General features: G+C 30.8%; 17 protein-coding genes and 1 other RNA gene. 6 read left to right on the top strand and 12 right to left on the bottom strand.

Annotated elements, in window-relative coordinates; all coding sequences use genetic code 11:
• Positions 1-41: 41 nt before the first annotated feature.
• The 3 genes from E4J94_RS00640 to E4J94_RS00630 are packed head-to-tail and all read right to left on the bottom strand — an operon-like array spanning position 42 to position 2,949.
• Entirely contained in the window at positions 42-1,235 is a 1,194-nt protein-coding gene (locus tag E4J94_RS00640) for an ImmA/IrrE family metallo-endopeptidase (RefSeq protein ID WP_135833980.1), read from the bottom strand.
• A 52-nt stretch (positions 1,236-1,287) separates the two neighbouring features.
• Positions 1,288-2,310 (bottom strand): quinone-dependent dihydroorotate dehydrogenase, encoded by a 1,023-nt coding sequence (locus E4J94_RS00635; protein WP_135833979.1) that lies wholly within the window; start codon positions 2,308-2,310, stop codon positions 1,288-1,290.
• 45 nt (positions 2,311-2,355) lie between these two features.
• A complete protein-coding gene (locus tag E4J94_RS00630) occupies positions 2,356-2,949 on the bottom strand; it encodes a hypothetical protein (RefSeq protein ID WP_135833978.1) in 594 nt (197 codons plus the stop codon).
• 398 nt (positions 2,950-3,347) lie between these two features.
• Here E4J94_RS00630 and obgE point away from each other — a divergent pair, with 398 nt between their 5' ends.
• Together obgE and E4J94_RS00620 are read left to right on the top strand one after the other, a co-directional pair.
• Positions 3,348-4,334 carry a GTPase ObgE gene (gene obgE / locus E4J94_RS00625; protein ID WP_038333097.1) on the top strand — a complete coding sequence of 329 codons (987 nt, stop codon included), beginning with the start codon at positions 3,348-3,350 and terminating at the stop codon, positions 4,332-4,334.
• 23 nt (positions 4,335-4,357) lie between these two features.
• A complete protein-coding gene (locus E4J94_RS00620) occupies positions 4,358-4,678 on the top strand; it encodes a YbaB/EbfC family nucleoid-associated protein (protein WP_038333099.1) in 321 nt (106 codons plus the stop codon).
• 69 nt (positions 4,679-4,747) lie between these two features.
• Here E4J94_RS00620 and E4J94_RS00615 read toward each other — a convergent pair whose 3' ends face one another.
• Positions 4,748-6,982, bottom strand: a complete 2,235-nt coding sequence (locus E4J94_RS00615) for a zinc-dependent metalloprotease (protein WP_135833977.1) — start codon at positions 6,980-6,982, stop codon at positions 4,748-4,750.
• A gap of 350 nt (positions 6,983-7,332) precedes the next feature.
• On the opposite strand from E4J94_RS00615, the gene E4J94_RS00610 reads away from it, so the two are divergent.
• On the top strand, positions 7,333-7,737 hold the full coding sequence (locus E4J94_RS00610) for a hypothetical protein (protein WP_135833976.1): 405 nt from the start codon (positions 7,333-7,335) through the stop codon (positions 7,735-7,737).
• On the opposite strand, the gene E4J94_RS00605 is transcribed toward E4J94_RS00610, so the two are convergent.
• From E4J94_RS00605 to E4J94_RS00595, 3 genes are all read right to left on the bottom strand, one after another.
• Entirely contained in the window at positions 7,698-8,471 is a 774-nt protein-coding gene (locus E4J94_RS00605) for a rhomboid family intramembrane serine protease (protein ID WP_246034221.1), read from the bottom strand. The genes E4J94_RS00610 and E4J94_RS00605 overlap by 40 nt on opposite strands.
• Before the next feature lie 67 nt (positions 8,472-8,538).
• The gene (locus E4J94_RS00600; protein WP_135833974.1) at positions 8,539-9,525 is read right to left on the bottom strand and encodes an ATP-grasp domain-containing protein; all 987 of its coding nucleotides are present in this window, start codon (positions 9,523-9,525) and stop codon (positions 8,539-8,541) included.
• A complete protein-coding gene (locus E4J94_RS00595) occupies positions 9,522-10,019 on the bottom strand; it encodes a hypothetical protein (RefSeq protein WP_135833973.1) in 498 nt (165 codons plus the stop codon). The genes E4J94_RS00600 and E4J94_RS00595 overlap by 4 nt, the downstream gene beginning before the upstream one ends.
• Positions 10,020-10,069: 50 nt before the next feature.
• On the opposite strand from E4J94_RS00595, the gene E4J94_RS00590 reads away from it, so the two are divergent.
• From E4J94_RS00590 to rnpB, 3 genes are all read left to right on the top strand, one after another.
• Complete coding sequence (locus E4J94_RS00590) at positions 10,070-10,720, top strand: NRDE family protein (RefSeq protein ID WP_135833972.1); 651 nt, start codon at positions 10,070-10,072, stop codon at positions 10,718-10,720.
• 119 nt (positions 10,721-10,839) lie between these two features.
• A complete protein-coding gene (locus E4J94_RS00585) occupies positions 10,840-13,365 on the top strand; it encodes an ATP-dependent Clp protease ATP-binding subunit (protein WP_135833971.1) in 2,526 nt (841 codons plus the stop codon).
• Between the two features lie 84 nt (positions 13,366-13,449).
• Positions 13,450-13,759: RNase P RNA component class A (gene rnpB / locus E4J94_RS00580), an RNA gene on the top strand.
• Here rnpB and E4J94_RS00575 read toward each other — a convergent pair.
• From E4J94_RS00575 to E4J94_RS00555, 5 genes are all read right to left on the bottom strand, one after another.
• Positions 13,757-14,530: a LuxR C-terminal-related transcriptional regulator gene (locus E4J94_RS00575; protein ID WP_135833970.1), complete on the bottom strand. Its 774-nt coding sequence runs from the start codon at positions 14,528-14,530 to the stop codon at positions 13,757-13,759. The genes rnpB and E4J94_RS00575 overlap by 3 nt on opposite strands.
• 193 nt (positions 14,531-14,723) lie before the next feature.
• Positions 14,724-15,665: a transketolase family protein gene (locus E4J94_RS00570; protein WP_185145626.1), complete on the bottom strand. Its 942-nt coding sequence runs from the start codon at positions 15,663-15,665 to the stop codon at positions 14,724-14,726.
• Complete coding sequence (locus tag E4J94_RS00565) at positions 15,665-16,366, bottom strand: hypothetical protein (RefSeq protein ID WP_135833968.1); 702 nt, start codon at positions 16,364-16,366, stop codon at positions 15,665-15,667. Before E4J94_RS00565 ends, E4J94_RS00570 begins: the two co-directional genes overlap by 1 nt.
• Positions 16,367-16,387: 21 nt before the next feature.
• A complete protein-coding gene (locus tag E4J94_RS00560) occupies positions 16,388-17,857 on the bottom strand; it encodes a hypothetical protein (protein ID WP_135833967.1) in 1,470 nt (489 codons plus the stop codon).
• A gap of 25 nt (positions 17,858-17,882) precedes the next feature.
• A complete protein-coding gene (locus E4J94_RS00555; protein WP_135833966.1) occupies positions 17,883-18,728 on the bottom strand; it encodes a transketolase in 846 nt (281 codons plus the stop codon).
• Between the last annotated feature and the right edge of the window lie 147 nt (positions 18,729-18,875).

The following is an 18,875-nucleotide window of genomic DNA, read 5'->3' as shown; positions in this document are numbered from 1 at the left end:
TACATTATATAAAAAAAGGATTCTCATTGAGAATCCTTTTTTTAATATATAAAGTCTCTTAAATTTCTAGTATCTATCTTGGTTTTACCATAAGTTAAAATACCTAATTCGTCAATTCTATATTTTATTACAGTTTTACTAATTCCAAATTTTTTTGAAAGAAAATTAATAGTATCATTATAATCACGGATGTTAATTGTTTGCTCATCTAAATATATTAAATGAGGTTTGCTAATTCCTTTATTTTTTCGAAATAATATTAAATGACCGTAAAATAAATCTTTTGGAACAAATAATGAAATAGAAAATTTATTTGCTTGCCATTCAATCCAATTTCGATCATTTTGTAAAATATGTTTATCTAGAAAATAATTATATTCAGAATCAGCAAAATCATTATAAAGTTCTTGATCGATTTTTAAATTTTTATGTAGAAAGAAATGCCCTATTTCATGTCCTAAAATAAATGGAAATTGTTCTTTATTAACCAAAGATTTGTCAATAAAAATTGTATTTATAGAATTATCGAAATACCCCATTAATTCGTTTCCATCTATAGTTTCTAGAGATTTACTGAAATCGAAATTTAAGTTATAGCTTCTTTTTAAGTAATTAATTAAAGAATGAATATTTATAGGACGATAATTATTAAAATCAGTTAGTAAATTTTTGGTTATTTCTTCAATTTGTTCTGATTTCAACTTTTTTAATCCACTAATTTTATTTTTTGATAAAGTTTTCTTTAGAAAAATGCTAATGGTTTTATCAATATTTTCAGATTCTGTTATTGTTCTTGAATTAGTTCTGTATAATTTGACTTTGTGATTATTTTCGTTATCAACTTCAATTAACATTATATTTTTATTCTTAGCAAACGTTAGACCACCAGATTGAAATGAAGAATTAGTAATCATTACTGGTTTGACACCGCTTCCTGTAACTTGAGAAGCTTTTGTGAAAAATTCCTCAACGTCATCAACAGGAACTTTATTTCCTTTAGTTGAACTTTTACATTCAATTAAATAAAGAATACTATATTTATCAGCATTATTTGGCCAAATTTCTATAGATATATCAAAAATTATATTTTTTTCTCTATCTTTTGAATAATATCCTTTTTTCTGAAAAACTTTTGCAGAACTTTCTAAAATTCCTAGTTCTCCATTCTGAATGGAGTTTTTGATTAATTTATATGAAATATTTTCAAATTCATCACCTATTTTAACTGTATTCATCAGTGCTAATTAAGTATAACTAAATACCAAATTAATATAAAAATTTTAGATTTTAAACCAAGCCTTTGCAAATGTTTTTTACAACAGCAGGACCTTCATAAATAAAACCTGTATAAACTTGTAACAAACTTGCACCAGCCTCCAGTTTTTCTTTCGCATCCTCGGCTGTATGAATTCCACCAACTCCGATAATTGGAAATGCTTTGTTTGATTTTTCAGAAAGATAACGAATTACTTCTGTTGAGCGATTTTTAAGTGGTTTTCCCGAAACTCCACCAGTTTCTTTTACAATTTCAGGACTAGATTTTAATCCTTCTCTTGAAATGGTTGTATTTGTAGCAATCACTCCAGCAATTTTAGATTCTAATACAATATCTATAATATCGTCTAATTGCGAATCTGTTAAATCTGGTGCGATTTTAAGTAAAATTGGTTTCGATTTTTCGTTCTGATTATTGTATTGTTGCAAATAATTTAGAATGTACAATAAAGGTTCTTTTTCTTGCAAATCACGTAATCCAGGCGTGTTTGGCGAACTCACGTTAACTACAAAATAATCTACATAGTCAAACAAAGCATTGAAACATTTGATGTAATCATCAACAGCATCTTCGTTTGGCGTTAATTTATTTTTACCAATATTTCCACCAATAATATAGTTTTCACGATTTTTTAATTCTCTAATTTTCGAAACAGCAAAATCAACACCTTTGTTATTAAATCCCATTCGGTTGATAATCGCTTCATCTTCTACCAAACGAAACATACGTGGCGCGTCATTTCCCGGTTGAGGTTTTGGTGTAACGGTTCCAATTTCGATAAAGCCAAATCCGAAGTGGTTCAATTCTTCAATATATTCAGCATTTTTATCAAAACCAGCAGCTAAACCAATTGGATTTTTGAATTTAATTCCAAAAACTTCTCGTTCTAAACTTGGATGATTGTATTGATAAAATTTATCTAATAATTTTCCAACTCCAGGAAATGCAGCATAATTTTTTAGATTTCGCGTAACGAAATGATGCGCATCTTCGGGCTGTAATTGAAATAAAATGTTTTTGAATTGTTTGTACATGCTGCAAAATTAATCAATCTTATTCATTATAAAAATATGTTTTGATTACTTATTTTTTGCGATTGATTGTATTGTGCCAATTGGCGAAATTTCAACAGTTTTTTGACCTTTTACAACATAAAAATAGTAGAGACTATTGGTATTGATAAGATAAATTTCTTTTTTCTCACCAGAATTGAAAGTTAAGGTTTGTCCATATTTTTCGAATTTTAAATCTCCATTTTTTATTCGTTTTGATAGAAAATTACCACCACCAATTCCAAATCCTAAAAAGAAACAAATCAACATAACAAAAAAGAATCCAATTAAGTTTTGATTAATTTTCTTTGTAAATTCTTCATTAGTGATGTTTTCTGTCTCTTTTATTTTGTAATATTTTTTAATAAATTTTTTCTCAGGATATTTTAATGAATATTGTTTGAAACCATAAAGTGAAAAAACAAGAAGAATAAAAAATATAAGTAAGAAAGGATGTGCAGTGATTTCGGCAATTGGACTAATTAAAATATCCATAATGCTCGAAAATTTCAGAATATTAATATCCAATTGATAGTAAAAAATAGATTCTTTAATAATTCCCATGATAACTAAATAAATGTAACCAAAAGGAAGTAAGCGTTGTATATGCTCGTTATTCATAAATCTTCAATCTATTTTTTGCGTAGTTTAATCTCCTTATTAATCATAGAAAGTTTAGCGATTAGAGGCATTAATGAAACAGAAGTTCCACATCCAATAGCTATGAAGGCATAATTACTTGTTTTTATTGCAGTGTAGATAAAGAATATAAACGCAAGAAACATAAAAGATCCCAATGCAATTACAATAGTTTTTGTTTGTTTTTGAGTTATTAGAAGTTCTTCATCAGTATAATCGGACAGATTTTTTTTAGTATTCATATTAGTGTGTTAATTAATTGAATAAATATAAATAAAAATCTGAGTCATTATAAATTATTCATTCAAAATAGATAATACAAGATTTTAATAAACAAATTAGAAATTGTACTTTTGCAGACTAATTAAAAGAGAAAAATTATGCAATCAAATTTTGTTGACTACGTAAAAATAAATTGTAGAGCCGGACATGGAGGTGCGGGTTCAGCAAGTTTGCATCGCGAAAAATATATTGACAAAGGTGGACCAGACGGTGGAGATGGTGGACGTGGAGGAAACATCACGCTTCTAGGAAACTCAAATCTTTGGACTTTGTTAGAATTTCGATTCAAAAGACATTTCCGTGCGCAAAACGGTGGACGTGGAGGTAAATCTCGTTCTACTGGTGCTGACGGTGAAGATATTATTTTGGAAGTTCCGATCGGAACAATTGCCAAAGATGAGGAAGGAAATATTATTGGCGAAGTAACAGAAAATGGGCAAGAATTAATTATTGCGCAAGGAGGAAAAGGCGGTTTAGGAAACTGGCATTTCCGTTCTGCAACGCGTCAAACGCCTCGTTATGCACAGCCAGGTTTGGATGGTGATGAACGTCAAGTTACATTGGAGTTGAAAATTTTGGCAGATGTTGGTTTAGTTGGTTTTCCAAATGCAGGAAAATCTACTTTGTTATCAGCTGTTTCGGCTGCTAAACCAAAAATTGCAGATTACGCATTTACAACGTTAACACCTAACTTGGGAATTGTAGAATACCGTAATCATCAGTCATTTATTATGGCAGACATTCCTGGAATTATCGAAGGTGCGGCAGAAGGAAAAGGTCTTGGACATCGTTTCTTGCGTCATATTGAGCGTAACTCTAATTTATTATTTTTAATTCCTGCCGATACAGAAGATTATAAAAAAGAATATGAAATTCTGTTGAATGAATTGAAAAAATTCAATCCTGAATTGTTAGATAAAGAACGAATTTTAGCAATTTCTAAGTCAGATATGTTAGATGATGAATTGGAAGCTGAGATTAAAGCGCAATTACCAACTGATATTGATACAATATTTATTTCGTCTGTTTCTGGAAAAGGAATCACAGAATTGAAAGATTTATTGTGGAAAAAACTACATGAATAACTAATTATTAAAGATAAAAACAAATGTTTGGAAATTTTGGAGACATCATGGGAATGATGGGAAAAATCAATTCATTTAAAGATAAATTTTCTGATTTGAAAAATGAATTAGATGGAGAAATTTTTACAACGACTTCTAACGATGGAAAAGTAAAAATTACAATGTCTAAATTGGCAACAGTAAAAGATATTGAACTTGCCGAAGGAATGGAAAAAGAAGAAATTGAAGATTTGTTAGTAATGACGTTAAACAAAGCGTTGGAACAAGTAAAAACAGAAGCAATTGACAGAGCGAAAAAAACGGCTCAAGAAAACTTACCAAACATTCCTGGAATGCCTTTCTAAGAAGAATTTAAAAAAAATAAAAACCCCTGAAATTAATTTCAGGGGTTTTTATTTATAGATAATACCGAGTTATTTTATAATTAATTTCGAAGTGTTTTCTCCTTCATTTGATGAAACTCGAACGAAGTAAATCCCGCTAGGTAGTTTTGTATTAATTTGTTTTTTGAAATTACCAATAGCATCTTCTGTAGTAGCATATACTATTCGTCCATTCAAATCTAAAATATCTATTTTAACTTTCCCTGTTATTTTTTGCTCTATTGTAAAAGTTCCATTTGATGGATTAGGATAAAGTTTAGATTCTTTTGTTGTTAAATCTTTTGTCGCTAATACTTCAGTTTCAAATTTCTTAACAGCTAAGAAAATATTATCTACTGCTTCTATCATAACATAACCTTTTGTAACTGAAATAGCATCTTGAGGCATTGCAAAAGTAGCAGAACCATTATTATCGACGATTCCTAATTCTTTGAAAGAAGTCCCTTCATCCCATGAAATAGAAATTTTAACTTTTGTCGTGTTAACTGGAGCTGTATTTGTATTTGCAACATCCCAAGTCACTGTAAATTCATCCGTATTGATGGCTAGTTTTTCAGGAGACGTAATGATAAATGGACCTACATTTGCTGTTGCGATTACTTTAACAGCTTCTGTATTCGTTTGAGGTCCTGTAATATTATAATCCCTTGCTGTCACAGTGAAATCATATGTTCTAGGAACAGATGTTAACGATTCCCACACAGCATTACCTGTTCCTGTATGAATCAATCTATTGTTCAAAATACTAGTGAAATTAGGAAAATATCTATATGATTCTTTTGTAGGTTTAAAAGACCTAAAGTTAGGACCTATAGTTTTAGTACCTTTAACTCTACTATTTTCATTTGCTGTAGAAGAATTTCCAGAGTTATTTTGTTCCCATGTAGTTAAAAATGCATCATTTTCGGCATCAGAGATTGTTGCATCTAATTTAAAAGCTGTACCAACAGGAATATTATAAAGAGATTTGGCTAGTTCTATTTTTGGAGGTGTATTAAAAATAGGTTTTTCTATACCACACGTTTTATTTTTCAAATTATTCTGAACCTGTTGAATACTTCTATAGGTAAAATAATCATCTGAATGAGATTGAACATTAAAATAAGTAATACCAGCATATCCCATGATAGTAGATCCTGAACCAGGTTCAACATTAACACCAGTACCTTCATTTCGATGTGAATACGTATGATTCGCTCCAATTTGATGTCCTATTTCATGTGTCACATAATCGATATCAAAACTATCTCCTTTTGGCAAACCGCTACCAGGCGATGTAAAACCACTTCCTTTTCCTTGAGGAAAAGCAGTTTCACATATACAACCTATACAGCCGGCATTTCCACCACCTCCATCGTGTCCAAATAAATGCCCGATATCGTAGTTTTGTTCTCCAAAATTATCACGTAAATTACGCTGTAACTCTACATTCCAGACAGATGCATATTCAGGGTAACCTCCATATACGGGGTCATCGTCAAGACCTACATCAGAAGTAGAATAAGGGTCTGTCTCAGGATCTAAGTAAATAAGCTTTTGAATGTCATCAGCAAAAACGAAATTGATTGCCATATCTTTTTCGAAAATACCATTTACACGAGTCATCGTATTATTCATGGCTTCAAGAGATTTTTCTAATGTTCCGCCAAAAGTCTGACTATATTCTCCTGTGACTGATAAAGCTAAACGATATGTTCTGAATTTTTGATCGTTACTTTTTGCATCAATCATTTCAGCCGTTTTATGCGTTGCATGTTCTTCTGGAGTAGAACAATTAAAATTATTTTTTCCATTTTTAGAATGTACTTCGAAGAACTTGCCATCATTTGAATAAGTTTCTAAAAATTCAGATTTGTCATGAGTTCTGAAGATTGTAGAACTAATTCCCGAAGGGCCTGTACTAAAACGTAAGTAAGCTGAAGGATCTTCTAAACTTTTTCCAACATAAGAGCGTAAGTTAGTGTATTTTGCTTGGTCTTTTGCTGAAAAATTAGAAGCTTCCCATACTTCAAAACGTTCAATAGTACCATTGGCATTAGGCATACTAATTACTGTACCTCCTTGATTTGTATTACGAGAAGAAACGTTTACTAATTTTTGATCTAATGTTCTTCGATCTAATTTGAAAATTTTCTGGTTCCTTTTATCCTGATATTCTTTTCTGGCAGTTGGATAAGCTTCAGATTCACTTACTAACGTCCAGTTTTGTCCAAAAGAATAATTTGAGGAAAGTAAAAGAAATAAATAAAATATATTTTTTTTCATAAGTATTTTAAATTTAGACAAAACTATCTTAAAAAAATTAACAAACAAAGTAAAAATAATAAATATTTATATTTAATCTAAATAAAAATAATGAATTTTGTATTTTAGTTTAGTGAATATCAGTAGAATGAAAAGATCTATTTTATTTAGTTGACAAACTGTTTTTTACAATAAATGACAAACAGTAAAAACTTTATGGAATTTTTTAGTATACTGAATATGAGAGGAACATATTTGGAGAAAGGTATTGAGTGTAATAGATGGAAAAAAAAATGGTCTATTAGGAGTAATTTTTCATTAAATTAGAAAATAAAATACAAAACATGTTAAAAATAAATACAATAATAGTTATGTTATTCATAATAACGAGCTGTTCTACAAATAATAAGTTGATCGAAAATGATTCGAAAACTATTGAAGTTACAAGAATCCAATCAACAAGAGGAAATAGTGAAAGTCAAATTATTAATTTCGAGAAAACATATATTATACATAATTTCGATACAATTATTCGACAAACAAAAAAGGAAGATTGGAAGAAAGTAAAGGATTTATCACGAAAGGTTAATCTACCGAAATTAGAATATATTGTTGTTGAAAAAAGCGCTCAAAGGCATCAATTTGATGGAGCGCCAATTGTTAATTTATCTGTAAAAGAAAACGAAATTAATTATTATTCTCCTAGTTACGATGCAGGAAGAGCACCAGAAGAAATTTATGAATTAGACATGTTTTTAAAATCATTGTCAGAATAATCTTCTTCTTTTTCTACTGATTGTAAATATTCAGTTTTTAATCGTTCTTGCTCTTGGTAGACTTCCCATAAATGCTCGGCTTGTGGATCATAATAATTTTCTTGATCCCATTTAGGTGTTTCTTTTTGCGGACCAATTTTTCTAAATAGAAAAGCGAAAAAAGCGCCTGATATGAAACCACTCAAATGTCCTTCCCAAGAAATAGAATTATTTCCAACTTCTGATTTTAGTTGAGGTAATATTTCTTGAGGAACCATTCCCCAGATCATTCCGCCGTATAATAAAATAATGATTAATGAAATCGCCATTAAACCACGTTCTTTTCTAATGATACCACTGAAAAATATGAATGAAGCCAATAAATAAACGATAGAACTTGCTCCAATATGGCAGCTTACATTATCATCTAAGAAGAGCGGATTTCCAATAATCCAAAGAATAATTCCTGATAAAATCCAACCAAAAAAAATAACATAATAAGCTAATCTATCATACATCAATAGTGCTATAAAGCTAAGAAAAGCTAACGGAAAAGTATTGCTGATAATATGTTTCCAACCAGAATGAAAAAGTGGTGAAAAAAGTATTCCTTTCAATCCTACGAAAGTTCTCGGAATAACGCCGTAACAACTGTCTAAATTGTATCCGTTTTGTTGAAACAAAAAGATAATCCACATTGGAATAAGTAATAAGAAAGGAATTATAATAGTTTTCTTTGGAAAAGGATAACTCATAAAATTGGTTTCGAAAACATCTTTCAATCTTTATTCCTTTCCATAAAATCTGCCAATTTTGGTTAAATTAAGTTTGATAGCGTTTTATTAACTCTCTCGCAAGCAATTTCCAATCTGTCCATTTTACACCAAGTTGATGATTTTGAATAGCAATTTTATGTTGATAATTTAAATGCTTAATCACTTCTTTATAAGCTTTTATCAGATTAAATGAAGGGTCGTAAATGTGAGTTGCTTCAGAATTTGCTCCATTAATTTCGAGTATGACAAAATTTCCGTTCTGAAAATCTTCTAAGCTTTTTGCTTTCAAATCGATTCGTCCGTAATAAAAACCGTCAATTTTTTTTGCAATTTGATCTATATTTTCTTCTAATTTAGATGTTTTTAGAGAAGATCCGTTCAAAAAAGTTGTTCCTCGACTATGATTTCCAATTGGTTCAACCAATAATTTTTCATTTTTTTTGAGAACTGAATTTAGCTCGTTTTGAAAACGTTTAAACAAATAATCTTTTCGATAAAAAGCTCTTAAATTTTGCTCTATTAATTCTTTCAAAGTTGATTTTCCATTACCTGTAAACGTCAAAAAATCTTTTGCTGTTATTGAAAGTATTTTACCATTTTTTTCCTTTGGTAATCGAACATAGAAAACACCAAACTCAAAATTAGATTGAATATATTCTTGTAAAATTAAATCGCGATTATTTTGCTCTAAATATTTTTTCCAATCAATTTTATTTCTGATTAATTCAACACCAATTCCACGTTCACCAAGATTTGGTTTCGCAATAAAAGGAAAATCAAACGGAATTTCTTGTGTTGTAAATTCTTCAAAAAAAATGGTTTTTGGCTTATAATTTTTATCAATTTGATTGAGTAAATCTATTTTAGAATAATCAATAAATCCGCCCCATTTCATTTTCGGATTTGCCGAACAAAAGTAAGCTGGAGCGCCAGCTTGAAAAATTTTATAAATATACCAAGGCGTCAATGGCGCATAAAATAACCAGAATGGCCAAAATTCGTATCGTGTCCATTTTGTTATTTTCGGATTCATTTCTCTTGATTTTGAAAAGCAATTGTAGAAGATGCAATTCCAAAATTTTGTGGAATTTTAATTGACGAAAAATGAGTTTCAATCGCAATTTTAATCAACGCAAAATGATGAATACTATGATCAAAACAATACATTAATTCGCGATAATTTGTGGTATTAATTGTGAATTTTTCTCCATAATAATTCTGTTTTAGCTGAATTGTTTTTTCTAAATCTAAATGTTCTATTTCTGATTTTAGCAGATTTAACGTATTCAAACTTTCGACAACCGAATTTTCTAAAGCTCGATTTCGTTCTCTCTCATCATAACAAATGCAATTGTTTTTTTGTGCGTGTAAAAAGCACGAATAAAATTCGATAATATGGCGAAAATGTTGACCAACAGAAGCATCAGAAATGATTTCTAATTCCTTTTGAAAAGACATATCGTCAAATTGCAAAAGAATCGATTTCATTTCATCAAAAGAATGCGCTATAGTTTTCTGAATACTCATAATTCTTTGCAAAGATAAATTTTTACATTTGAACTAAATTGAAAAATGAGATGTGTATAATCAGTTTTTACAGAAATGAAGATGAATTTGTGTTGACGCACAACCGAGATGAGGAAATTAATCGTTCTTCTTCTAAAGAGATTGTGGAGCAAAAGCGTTTTGATAAAACCTATTTTTCGCCTGTAGATGAGCGTGCGAATGGAACTTGGATTTTTTATTCGGAGCAATATGTTGCGTGTATTTTGAATGGAGGAATAGAAAAACCAACGCATTTCAAAGAAAAATACAGAGAAAGTAGAGGAATTATCTTGTTAGATTTATTGAAATATAATTCTGTAAATGAGTTTATTAATTCGGAAAATTTGTCAGAAATCGCACCTTTTACAATTTTTGTTTTTGAAAGAACAACTAAAAATGCTTACCTTTTGTTTTGGAATGAAAATAAACTGAGTGTAAAAGATGTTTCGCAAGAAAAAATTGTGACATGGTGTTCGTCGACATTGTACAGTCCTGAAAGAAGAAATGAAATTGATGAAATTTTTAGTCAAAATAGTGAGTTGAATTCCGAAGAAATTTTAGAACTTCACGATGATATGAAAATGAAAAAAGGCGATTTGTACGATTTTTTAGCAACGACATCTATCTCTCAAATTGTTATGAATTCTTTAAGAATTGAGATGAAATATTGTCAGCTATTTTGAAATTAATAGACAATAATTCGTTATTTTAAGGAATCATCAAATCATTTCGGACATAGGCATAATTTATGCTATAGTCTATCAGAATAATTATATTTGTTAAAGACAGCTTAAATAATAAAATGAACGATAATTTCTCACAACAAGTAAAAGACGTTATTTCTTATAGTAAGGAAGAAGCGTTGAGATTAGGCCACGACCAAATAGGAACGGAACACCTTCTGTTGGGGATTATTCGCGACGGTGAAGGGAAAGCCATTTCTGTCTTAGAAGCATTGAATGTCGATTTAGACGAAATGCGTCAAAAAATAGAAAACCTTAACCCAGCAAAAGAAACTCCAGGTAATAATATAAAAAATTTGAGTTTGACAAAACAAGCTGAAAGAGCGTTGAAAACAACATTCTTAGAGGCTAAATTGTTTAAAAGTCCGACTGTAAATACAATTCACTTATTATTGTGTATTCTTCGTAATGAAAACGATCCGATTACAAAATTGATGAATAAGTTGGATATTGATTACAATACTGTAAAGGAAGAATTCAAATTTCAATTTCAAGATGAGGAAATTCAATCTCCTCGTGCAGAAAATCCATCTTTTGATGGAGGTGATTCTGATAACGATTTTGAGCGTGCGTCAACAAGTAAATCTACTTCGAAAAGTAAAACTCCAGTTTTAGATAATTTTGGACGAGATTTAACAGCGATTGCGCAAGAAGGAAAATTAGATCCTGTAGTTGGACGTGAAAAAGAAATAGAACGAGTTTCTCAAATTCTTTCTCGTCGTAAAAAGAATAATCCATTGTTAATTGGAGAACCAGGTGTTGGTAAATCTGCAATTGCAGAAGGTTTAGCTTTAAGAATTGTACAACGTAAGGTTTCACGTGTGTTGTTTAACAAACGTGTGGTAACATTAGATTTAGCGTCATTAGTTGCTGGCACTAAATATCGTGGACAATTTGAAGAACGTATGAAAGCAATCATGAATGAATTAGAGAAAAATGATGACATTATTCTTTTCATTGATGAGTTACATACAATTGTTGGAGCAGGAGGAGCAACAGGTTCTTTAGATGCTTCTAACATGTTCAAACCTGCATTAGCAAGAGGTGAATTACAATGTATTGGTGCCACAACGTTAGATGAATATCGTCAATATATTGAAAAAGATGGCGCATTAGTTCGTCGTTTTCAAAATGTGATGGTTGAGCCAACAACTCCAGAAGAAACATTACAGATTTTACATAACATCAAAGATAAGTATGAAGCGCATCACAATGTAAATTATACAGACGAAGCGTTACAAGCTTGTGTTAATTTGACAACACGTTATATTACAGATCGTTTCTTGCCAGATAAAGCGATTGACGCTTTAGATGAAGCGGGTTCTCGTGTACATATCAAGAATATAAAAGTTCCACAAGAAATTTTAGATCTTGAAGCAAAATTAGAAGAAGTTCGCGAAGAGAAAACGAAAGTTGTAAAATCTCAAAAATACGAAGAAGCTGCTCGTTTACGTGATTCAGAGAAACAGATAGAAAGTGATTTGAAACGTGAGCAAGCAAAATGGGTACAAGAATCGAAAGAGAATCGTGAAACAGTTACAGAAGAAAATGTAGCGGAAGTTGTTTCGTTGATGTCTGGAGTTCCTGTACATCGTGTAGCTGAGAAAGAATTGAAAAAATTAGCTCAGATGAATGAGTTAATGAAAGGAAAAGTAATTGGTCAAGATGAAGCGGTAACGAAAGTTGTGAAAGCAATTCAGCGTAATCGTGCAGGATTGAAAGATCCAAACAAACCAATTGGTTCATTCATTTTCTTAGGAACTACGGGGGTTGGTAAAACACAATTAGCGAAAGTTTTGGCAAAAGAAATCTTTGATTCTAACGATTCATTAATTCGTATCGATATGTCAGAATACATGGAGAAATTTGCCGTTTCTCGCTTAGTTGGGGCACCTCCGGGTTACGTTGGTTACGAAGAAGGTGGACAATTGACAGAAGCAGTTCGTCGTAAACCATATGCGGTAATTTTGTTAGATGAGATTGAGAAAGCGCATCCAGATGTATTCAATATTTTATTACAAATTTTAGATGATGGTCATGTAACTGATAGTTTAGGTCGTAAAGTTGATTTCCGTAATACGATTATCATTTTAACGTCTAACATTGGTACAAGACAATTGAAAGAGTTTGGAGATGGTGTTGGATTTGGAACTTCATCTAAAAAAGATTCTGCTGATGAACGCGCAAAATCAACAATTGAAACAGCTTTAAAACGTGCTTTTGCTCCAGAATTTTTAAATCGTATTGATGATATTATCTTCTTTAATTCGTTAACAAAAGAAGATATCATGAAAATCATCGATATTGAATTGGCAAGTTTAATAGAGCGTTTAACAGCTTTAAATTATCATATCGAATTAACTGAGGAAGCGAAGAATTTTATAGCTGACAAAGGATTTGATAAAGATTATGGTGCTCGTCCGTTGAAACGTGCTATTCAGAAATATATCGAAGATCCGATGGCAGAAGAAATCATCAATGCTGTAATTAGTGAAGGAGATGAATTAATCCTTGATTTAAATGAAGCAAAAGATGGCGTTAAAATTTCTGTAAAAGGAAAAACAAAAGAAGAAAAATCAGAATAACATCTAAGTTTCTATAATAGAAAGGCTTGAATATTTTTGTTCGAGCCTTTTTTTATTTCGGTAACTTTTACCGTACATTTGCGCTCAGCAAGCCACTTTGTCGCTTCATGTATGTGAAGAGGAAAGTCCGGGCTCCAAAGAGTAAGCATAGCGGGTAACGCCCGTCCGTCGAGAGGCGAGGACAAGTGCAACAGAAAGTATGTACAGTTCGGCTGTAGTGAAACCAGGTAAACTCTATGCGGAGCAATGCCATGTATACCAGCAGTTAAGGGCTACTCGTTCGTTGCTGGGGGGTAGGCAGATTGATGTTTTAGGTAACTAAAATACTAGATAAATGACAAAGCATTTTAATTCATTAAGATGACAGAACCCGGCTTATCGGCTTGCTTTTTTATTTTTTAAAATAAAGACTAAATAATTCTGAAGTATTAGAACAGTTGTTCTTTTTCAAAATATTTCTACGATGCGTATCAACAGTATGTTTGCTTAAACCTATAGCGTTTGCTATATCCTGGCTCGTATAACCTTTTATTAGATATTCTATAATTTCATTTTCTTTTTTTGTTAAATGAAGAGTAGAGTTTACTTTAGGATTTAGAAGGTTATTCAATCCATTCTTAATATCATAAACAAGCATTTTTGGAATTCCTCCAACCTTTAATTGTGTAATATCAGTTGCTAAACAAATTACTCGGTTTGGTAATAGGTTTTTACCCAATTCATAAAAAAAATGTTGAAGATGAATTTGATGAATATTATCATTATTATCAAGAACACGAAAATCGTAAGTAAACTTATAATTAACTCTCTCTTCTGGAATTATTTCCATGCTAAAATTTGCTATCTTCTGTTGAATATCTATAACATATTCTAAATCTTTTGGATGAACCATCTGAACACATAGCTCTGCACTATATTCGTTAGCAGGATAACCTAAAATAACTTCTGCTTGAGGAGAAACATATTCAAAAGTTCCTTTATTTGGATTAATTATGTATATGAAATATTCACCAATAGAAAGACAACCATAAATACGCTGAAAATCATCAATTGTTTTAAAATTATTATTCTCTTCTGAATTAATCCTTTTTTCAGTGTTCTTACTCCAAAATTTTTTTACAGTATTAACATGTTCTTCGAAAGATTTTTGGCTTAATTTTTTCATGAATTAAAATCAAAAATTTATACTAATTAATGAGTATTTTTTATTCGGATAAGTTGGTCTATATTTGCAAAATACCTATGGATAGAAAAGCATTTTGCTTATCAACCAACCTAAATGATTTGAAATATCATTTTTCTAATTTACTAAAAAAGGAGCTTATTATAAGCTCCTTTTTATTATTTTATAAAATGGATTAAAGTAAAGATTTCACTTTTTCAATTACAGCAGTAGAATCAATACCATATTTTTTCATTAAATCTGAAGGAGTTCCAGATTCACCAAATTGATCGTTTACAGCAACGAAAGCTTGTTTTGTGGGTAATTTTTGTGCTAAAACTCTTGCAACAGATTCACCTAAACCTCCTAAGATATTATGTTCTTCAGCTGTTACAATTTTTCCTGTTTTCTTTACAGAGTTTAAAATAATTTCTTCATCCAATGGTTTAATTGTATGAATATTGATTACCTCACAAGAAATTCCTTCTTTTTCTAACTCAGCAGCAGCAACTAAAGATTCCCAAACTAAGTGACCTGTAGCAACAATTGTTACATCAGAACCCTCATTCATTAATATACCTTTACCAATTTCAAATTTTTGGTCAGCTGGTGTGAAAACTGGAACAGCAGGACGTCCGAAACGTAAGTAAACAGGACCTTCATACTCAGCGGCAGCAAGAGTGGCAGCTTTTGTTTGATTATAATCACAAGGATTGATAACTACCATTCCTGGTAACATTTTCATCAAACCAATATCTTCTAATGTTTGGTGAGTTGCACCATCTTCTCCTAGTGTTAAACCAGCGTGAGAAGCAGCGATTTTTACATTTTTGTTAGAGTAAGCGATAGATTGACGAATTTGATCGTAAACACGAGCTGTAGAAAATTCAGCGAAAGTTCCCGTAAAAGGAATTTTACCTCCAATAGTTAAACCTGCAGCAATTCCCATCATATTTGCTTCTGCAATACCAATTTGGAAAAAACGCTCTGGGTTTTCTTTAATGAACTGATCCATTTTTAATGAACCAATCAAGTCAGCACATAATGCAACAACATTAGGGTTTGTTCTTCCCAATTCTGTTAATCCGTCTCCGAATCCACTACGTGTATCTTTTTTTTCTGTGTATGTTAAGTCTATCATTGTTTTTGTTTTTTGTATTCGTTTCTGTATTCTTCTAATTCTGTTTTTTCATCAAATTGATAAATGAAATCATTTGGTGAAATATTAACTTCTTCCTCTCCAGCGCTCTTTTTTATCCAATTTTGTAGTGTTTCAACATTTTCTAACACAATATTATGTCCAACTCGATAAATCAAGCCTTTCAAATTTAGTTCAGAATTGATAAACGGAACGGTGTTGATATTAGAATTTGTGTCGATACAAATTTCTGTTCCATCATCGTTGTTGTTATCTTTTCTAAAAATGTTGAATACTTCGCACTTTTGATTTAGAATCGTTTCTTTTTGACCTGTTCTGTTTGCAACATACTTATTTCCTATAATTGAATTCGTTAAACTAGGATTATCAGTTACTAAAAATGTATTTCCTAATAAATCTTTTGTTCCTTCAAAGTCAATTTTAAAAACCTTAGGATTTTTTTCTTCACTGTAAACAGAATACATATTGTCGTTTACTTTTAATGAAGCAAAATTTCCCATAGGAGTTCTTGTTATCATCAAATGTGTTTTGTAATCTTTTGTCGATAAAATATCCAGAAAATCTGAATAGAAATCACTTTTGATACGATATTGTATAACGTTTTCAAATTTATACGATTGCATTTGAGCAAAAGTAAAACTTGTCAAAATTATTAAAATGAAGCTGATAGACTTTTTCATTATCGAGACATTTGATAATTATTAATCCAAAGAATTCAAGAAAGTTGTTAATTTATCTTTGTCTTCTTTTTTCAGTTTATCGTATTTATTGTTAATTTCTAAAACACTTTTTCTCATTGCATCAATTGTTTCAGATAAACCAACACTTCCGCTTTGATAGATGTACAAATCGCACACTTGTCCTGCATAATTGTAAACTAAGTTTCCTAATTCTTTATCAAGAAAAGTAGGAATTTTAGTTTTTAAATCTTTACAATGTTCAGGAGCAACTTTCATAAAGTCTTGAACATTAGGATTGTCTATTGCTAAATCTATTTTGCTAATATCTGTTGTTTTGTAAACAGAAGAATATGGATCATAGTAGTCTGCCATAGAATAATCAGCCACAGCTGAATCTACTGCAACGGCTGCTGCTTCATAATCTGTTGTTACTTCTGCTAACTTAAACTTTTTAGCATCATCAAAATATGTTTTGAAAAGATTATTTAATTCTTTTACTTCACCTTTGTTTGCTAATTTATTCTTTTTGAATTGTTTTACTAACTGACTTGTAGAAGCTTCAGCTGTTGATAAAGCTCTAGGACGATCAATGTCAGGATTTCCATCATAATCATTATCTGTATAGACTAAGCTATAGTTGAGAGAAGCAATAGTTCCAAAAAGATTGTTGACATTACTATTATCAGATGTTTGATATGTATAATAATTAATAATCGGATCTTCGTAACGATTGTCTGGTGTGTAAGCTTCAGTAGCATAAGTGGTATCTACACTTGCCATTAGGTTGTCATATTCTTGCTTCTTTTTTGCTATTACATTTGTAAAGTTTTCGATTTCTTTCTTTTCATCAAACTTCACTTTTACGTTAGCATTGGATACTTTATCGATTGTAAAACCAACAAAATCTCCTGCATCAATACGAACTAAAAGACCTTTCAATTTACTTTTTGGAAACAAATGACTCATGTTATCCAATTGATTTTTTTCATCAATACAAATTGTAGACTTTTTTACTTCTTCAAAAGCTTTCGATTCTATTTCATAATCATTACACTTATATCCATTAATAGTTTGTGTAGAGTTCATGCTTTTTATTGAAAGAACTTCAGGAAAAAATTCATCATCATAAGGTAACAAGTTCTTTTCGTCAATACCTTCATAATAATATGGTATTTTAATCTTTAAATCATTTTCTAAAGAGTTTGCAAAGACATTGTAAAGTCTATTATTCAATGTTAAAAAAGATTCGTGATTGAAACTATTTGTTACATCAGTTTGATAGATATAATTATTTCCTTCAAAGGTTCCTAATATTGCTTCTTTTGAGAGATAATTAATAAAAAACATTTCTTCTTCTCCTGTTAAATAACCTTGAATTTCATCAGGCATACTAATCTTATAAGAGATTTTTTTGTCAAAAGAAAATGTTTTTTCTTGCCCAAAGGCTGTCAAAGAACAAAGCGTAAGTATAGAATAAAATAACGTTTTCATAGTATTTTTGGGGTTAATGTTAATTTTAGTAATCTGTTAATTCAGTTTCAGGGTTTTGCTCTAATGCAGATGTTAATTGCTCATCGTTAGGAGCTTTACCATGCCAAGAATGACTTCCCATCATAAAGTCAACGCCATTACCCATTTCTGTATGTAATAAGATAGAAACTGGTTTTCCGTTTCCTGTTAATGTTTTAGCTTGTTCTAAAACAGCAATTACTTTTTCTAAATCATTACCATTTTCTTCCTCTAAAACAATCCATCCAAAAGCTTCTAACTTAGCTTTTAAATCTCCTAAAGGCATTACTACATCTGTATCACCGTCAATTTGACGACCATTGTAATCAATTGTAGCAATTACGTTATCTACTTTTTTACCAGCAGCATACATAAAAGCTTCCCAAACTTGACCTTCTTGTAATTCACCATCACCATGTAATGTGTAGACCAATTTGTCGTCATTGTTTAATTTTTTTGCTTGTGCAGCTCCTAAAGCAACAGATAATCCTTGTCCTAAAGAACCAGAAGCAATACGAATACCTGGTAAACCTTCGTGTGTTGTAGGGTGACCTTGTAAACGAGAATCTAGTTTTCTGAATGTAGCTAATTCGCTTACAGGGAAAAATCCTGAACGAGCTAATGTACTATAGAAAACTGGTGAAATATGACCATTTGATAAGAAGAACAAATCTTCTCCTTTTCCGTCCATAGAGAAATCTTTAGAATACGTCATTACTTTACCATATAATGCGGCAAAGAATTCTGCACATCCTAATGATCCACCTGGGTGTCCACTATTTACGGCATGTACCATTCTCAAAATATCTCTCCTTGTTTGTTGTACTTGTGTTTGAAGTTCTTGAAGTGTCATTGTTTGTTTATAAAAATTTGAACAAAAATAATTCTTTTTTAATGGGCAAAAAAATGATAGTAGATAAATCACTACAATTGGGGAGGATAATTTTTGATAAAGAAAAACCTGCGCAGCTTTTAAGGCAAACCTCGTTAGGTTTTGATC

It is taken from the genome of Empedobacter tilapiae (assembly GCF_004785645.1).
Classification (GTDB): domain Bacteria; phylum Bacteroidota; class Bacteroidia; order Flavobacteriales; family Weeksellaceae; genus Empedobacter; species Empedobacter tilapiae.
Note: the sequence above shows the minus strand (reverse complement) of the source record. Positions and strands in the feature narration are given on the sequence as shown.

Coding starts and splice junctions, on each gene's coding strand:
- E4J94_RS00590 (WP_135833972.1), top strand. CDS start 10,070: ATGTGTATAATCAGTTTTTACAGAAATGAAGATGAATTTGTGTTGACG.
- E4J94_RS00560 (WP_135833967.1), bottom strand. CDS start 17,857: ATGAAAACGTTATTTTATTCTATACTTACGCTTTGTTCTTTGACAGCC.
- E4J94_RS00565 (WP_135833968.1), bottom strand. CDS start 16,366: ATGAAAAAGTCTATCAGCTTCATTTTAATAATTTTGACAAGTTTTACT.
- E4J94_RS00630 (WP_135833978.1), bottom strand. CDS start 2,949: ATGAATAACGAGCATATACAACGCTTACTTCCTTTTGGTTACATTTAT.
- E4J94_RS00615 (WP_135833977.1), bottom strand. CDS start 6,982: ATGAAAAAAAATATATTTTATTTATTTCTTTTACTTTCCTCAAATTAT.
- E4J94_RS00605 (WP_246034221.1), bottom strand. CDS start 8,471: ATGAGTTATCCTTTTCCAAAGAAAACTATTATAATTCCTTTCTTATTA.
- E4J94_RS00595 (WP_135833973.1), bottom strand. CDS start 10,019: ATGAGTATTCAGAAAACTATAGCGCATTCTTTTGATGAAATGAAATCG.
- E4J94_RS00600 (WP_135833974.1), bottom strand. CDS start 9,525: ATGAATCCGAAAATAACAAAATGGACACGATACGAATTTTGGCCATTC.
- E4J94_RS00635 (WP_135833979.1), bottom strand. CDS start 2,310: ATGTACAAACAATTCAAAAACATTTTATTTCAATTACAGCCCGAAGAT.
- E4J94_RS00610 (WP_135833976.1), top strand. CDS start 7,333: ATGTTATTCATAATAACGAGCTGTTCTACAAATAATAAGTTGATCGAA.
- E4J94_RS00575 (WP_135833970.1), bottom strand. CDS start 14,530: ATGAAAAAATTAAGCCAAAAATCTTTCGAAGAACATGTTAATACTGTA.
- E4J94_RS00585 (WP_135833971.1), top strand. CDS start 10,840: ATGAACGATAATTTCTCACAACAAGTAAAAGACGTTATTTCTTATAGT.
- E4J94_RS00555 (WP_135833966.1), bottom strand. CDS start 18,728: ATGACACTTCAAGAACTTCAAACACAAGTACAACAAACAAGGAGAGAT.
- obgE (WP_038333097.1), top strand. CDS start 3,348: ATGCAATCAAATTTTGTTGACTACGTAAAAATAAATTGTAGAGCCGGA.
- E4J94_RS00620 (WP_038333099.1), top strand. CDS start 4,358: ATGTTTGGAAATTTTGGAGACATCATGGGAATGATGGGAAAAATCAAT.
- E4J94_RS00640 (WP_135833980.1), bottom strand. CDS start 1,235: ATGAATACAGTTAAAATAGGTGATGAATTTGAAAATATTTCATATAAA.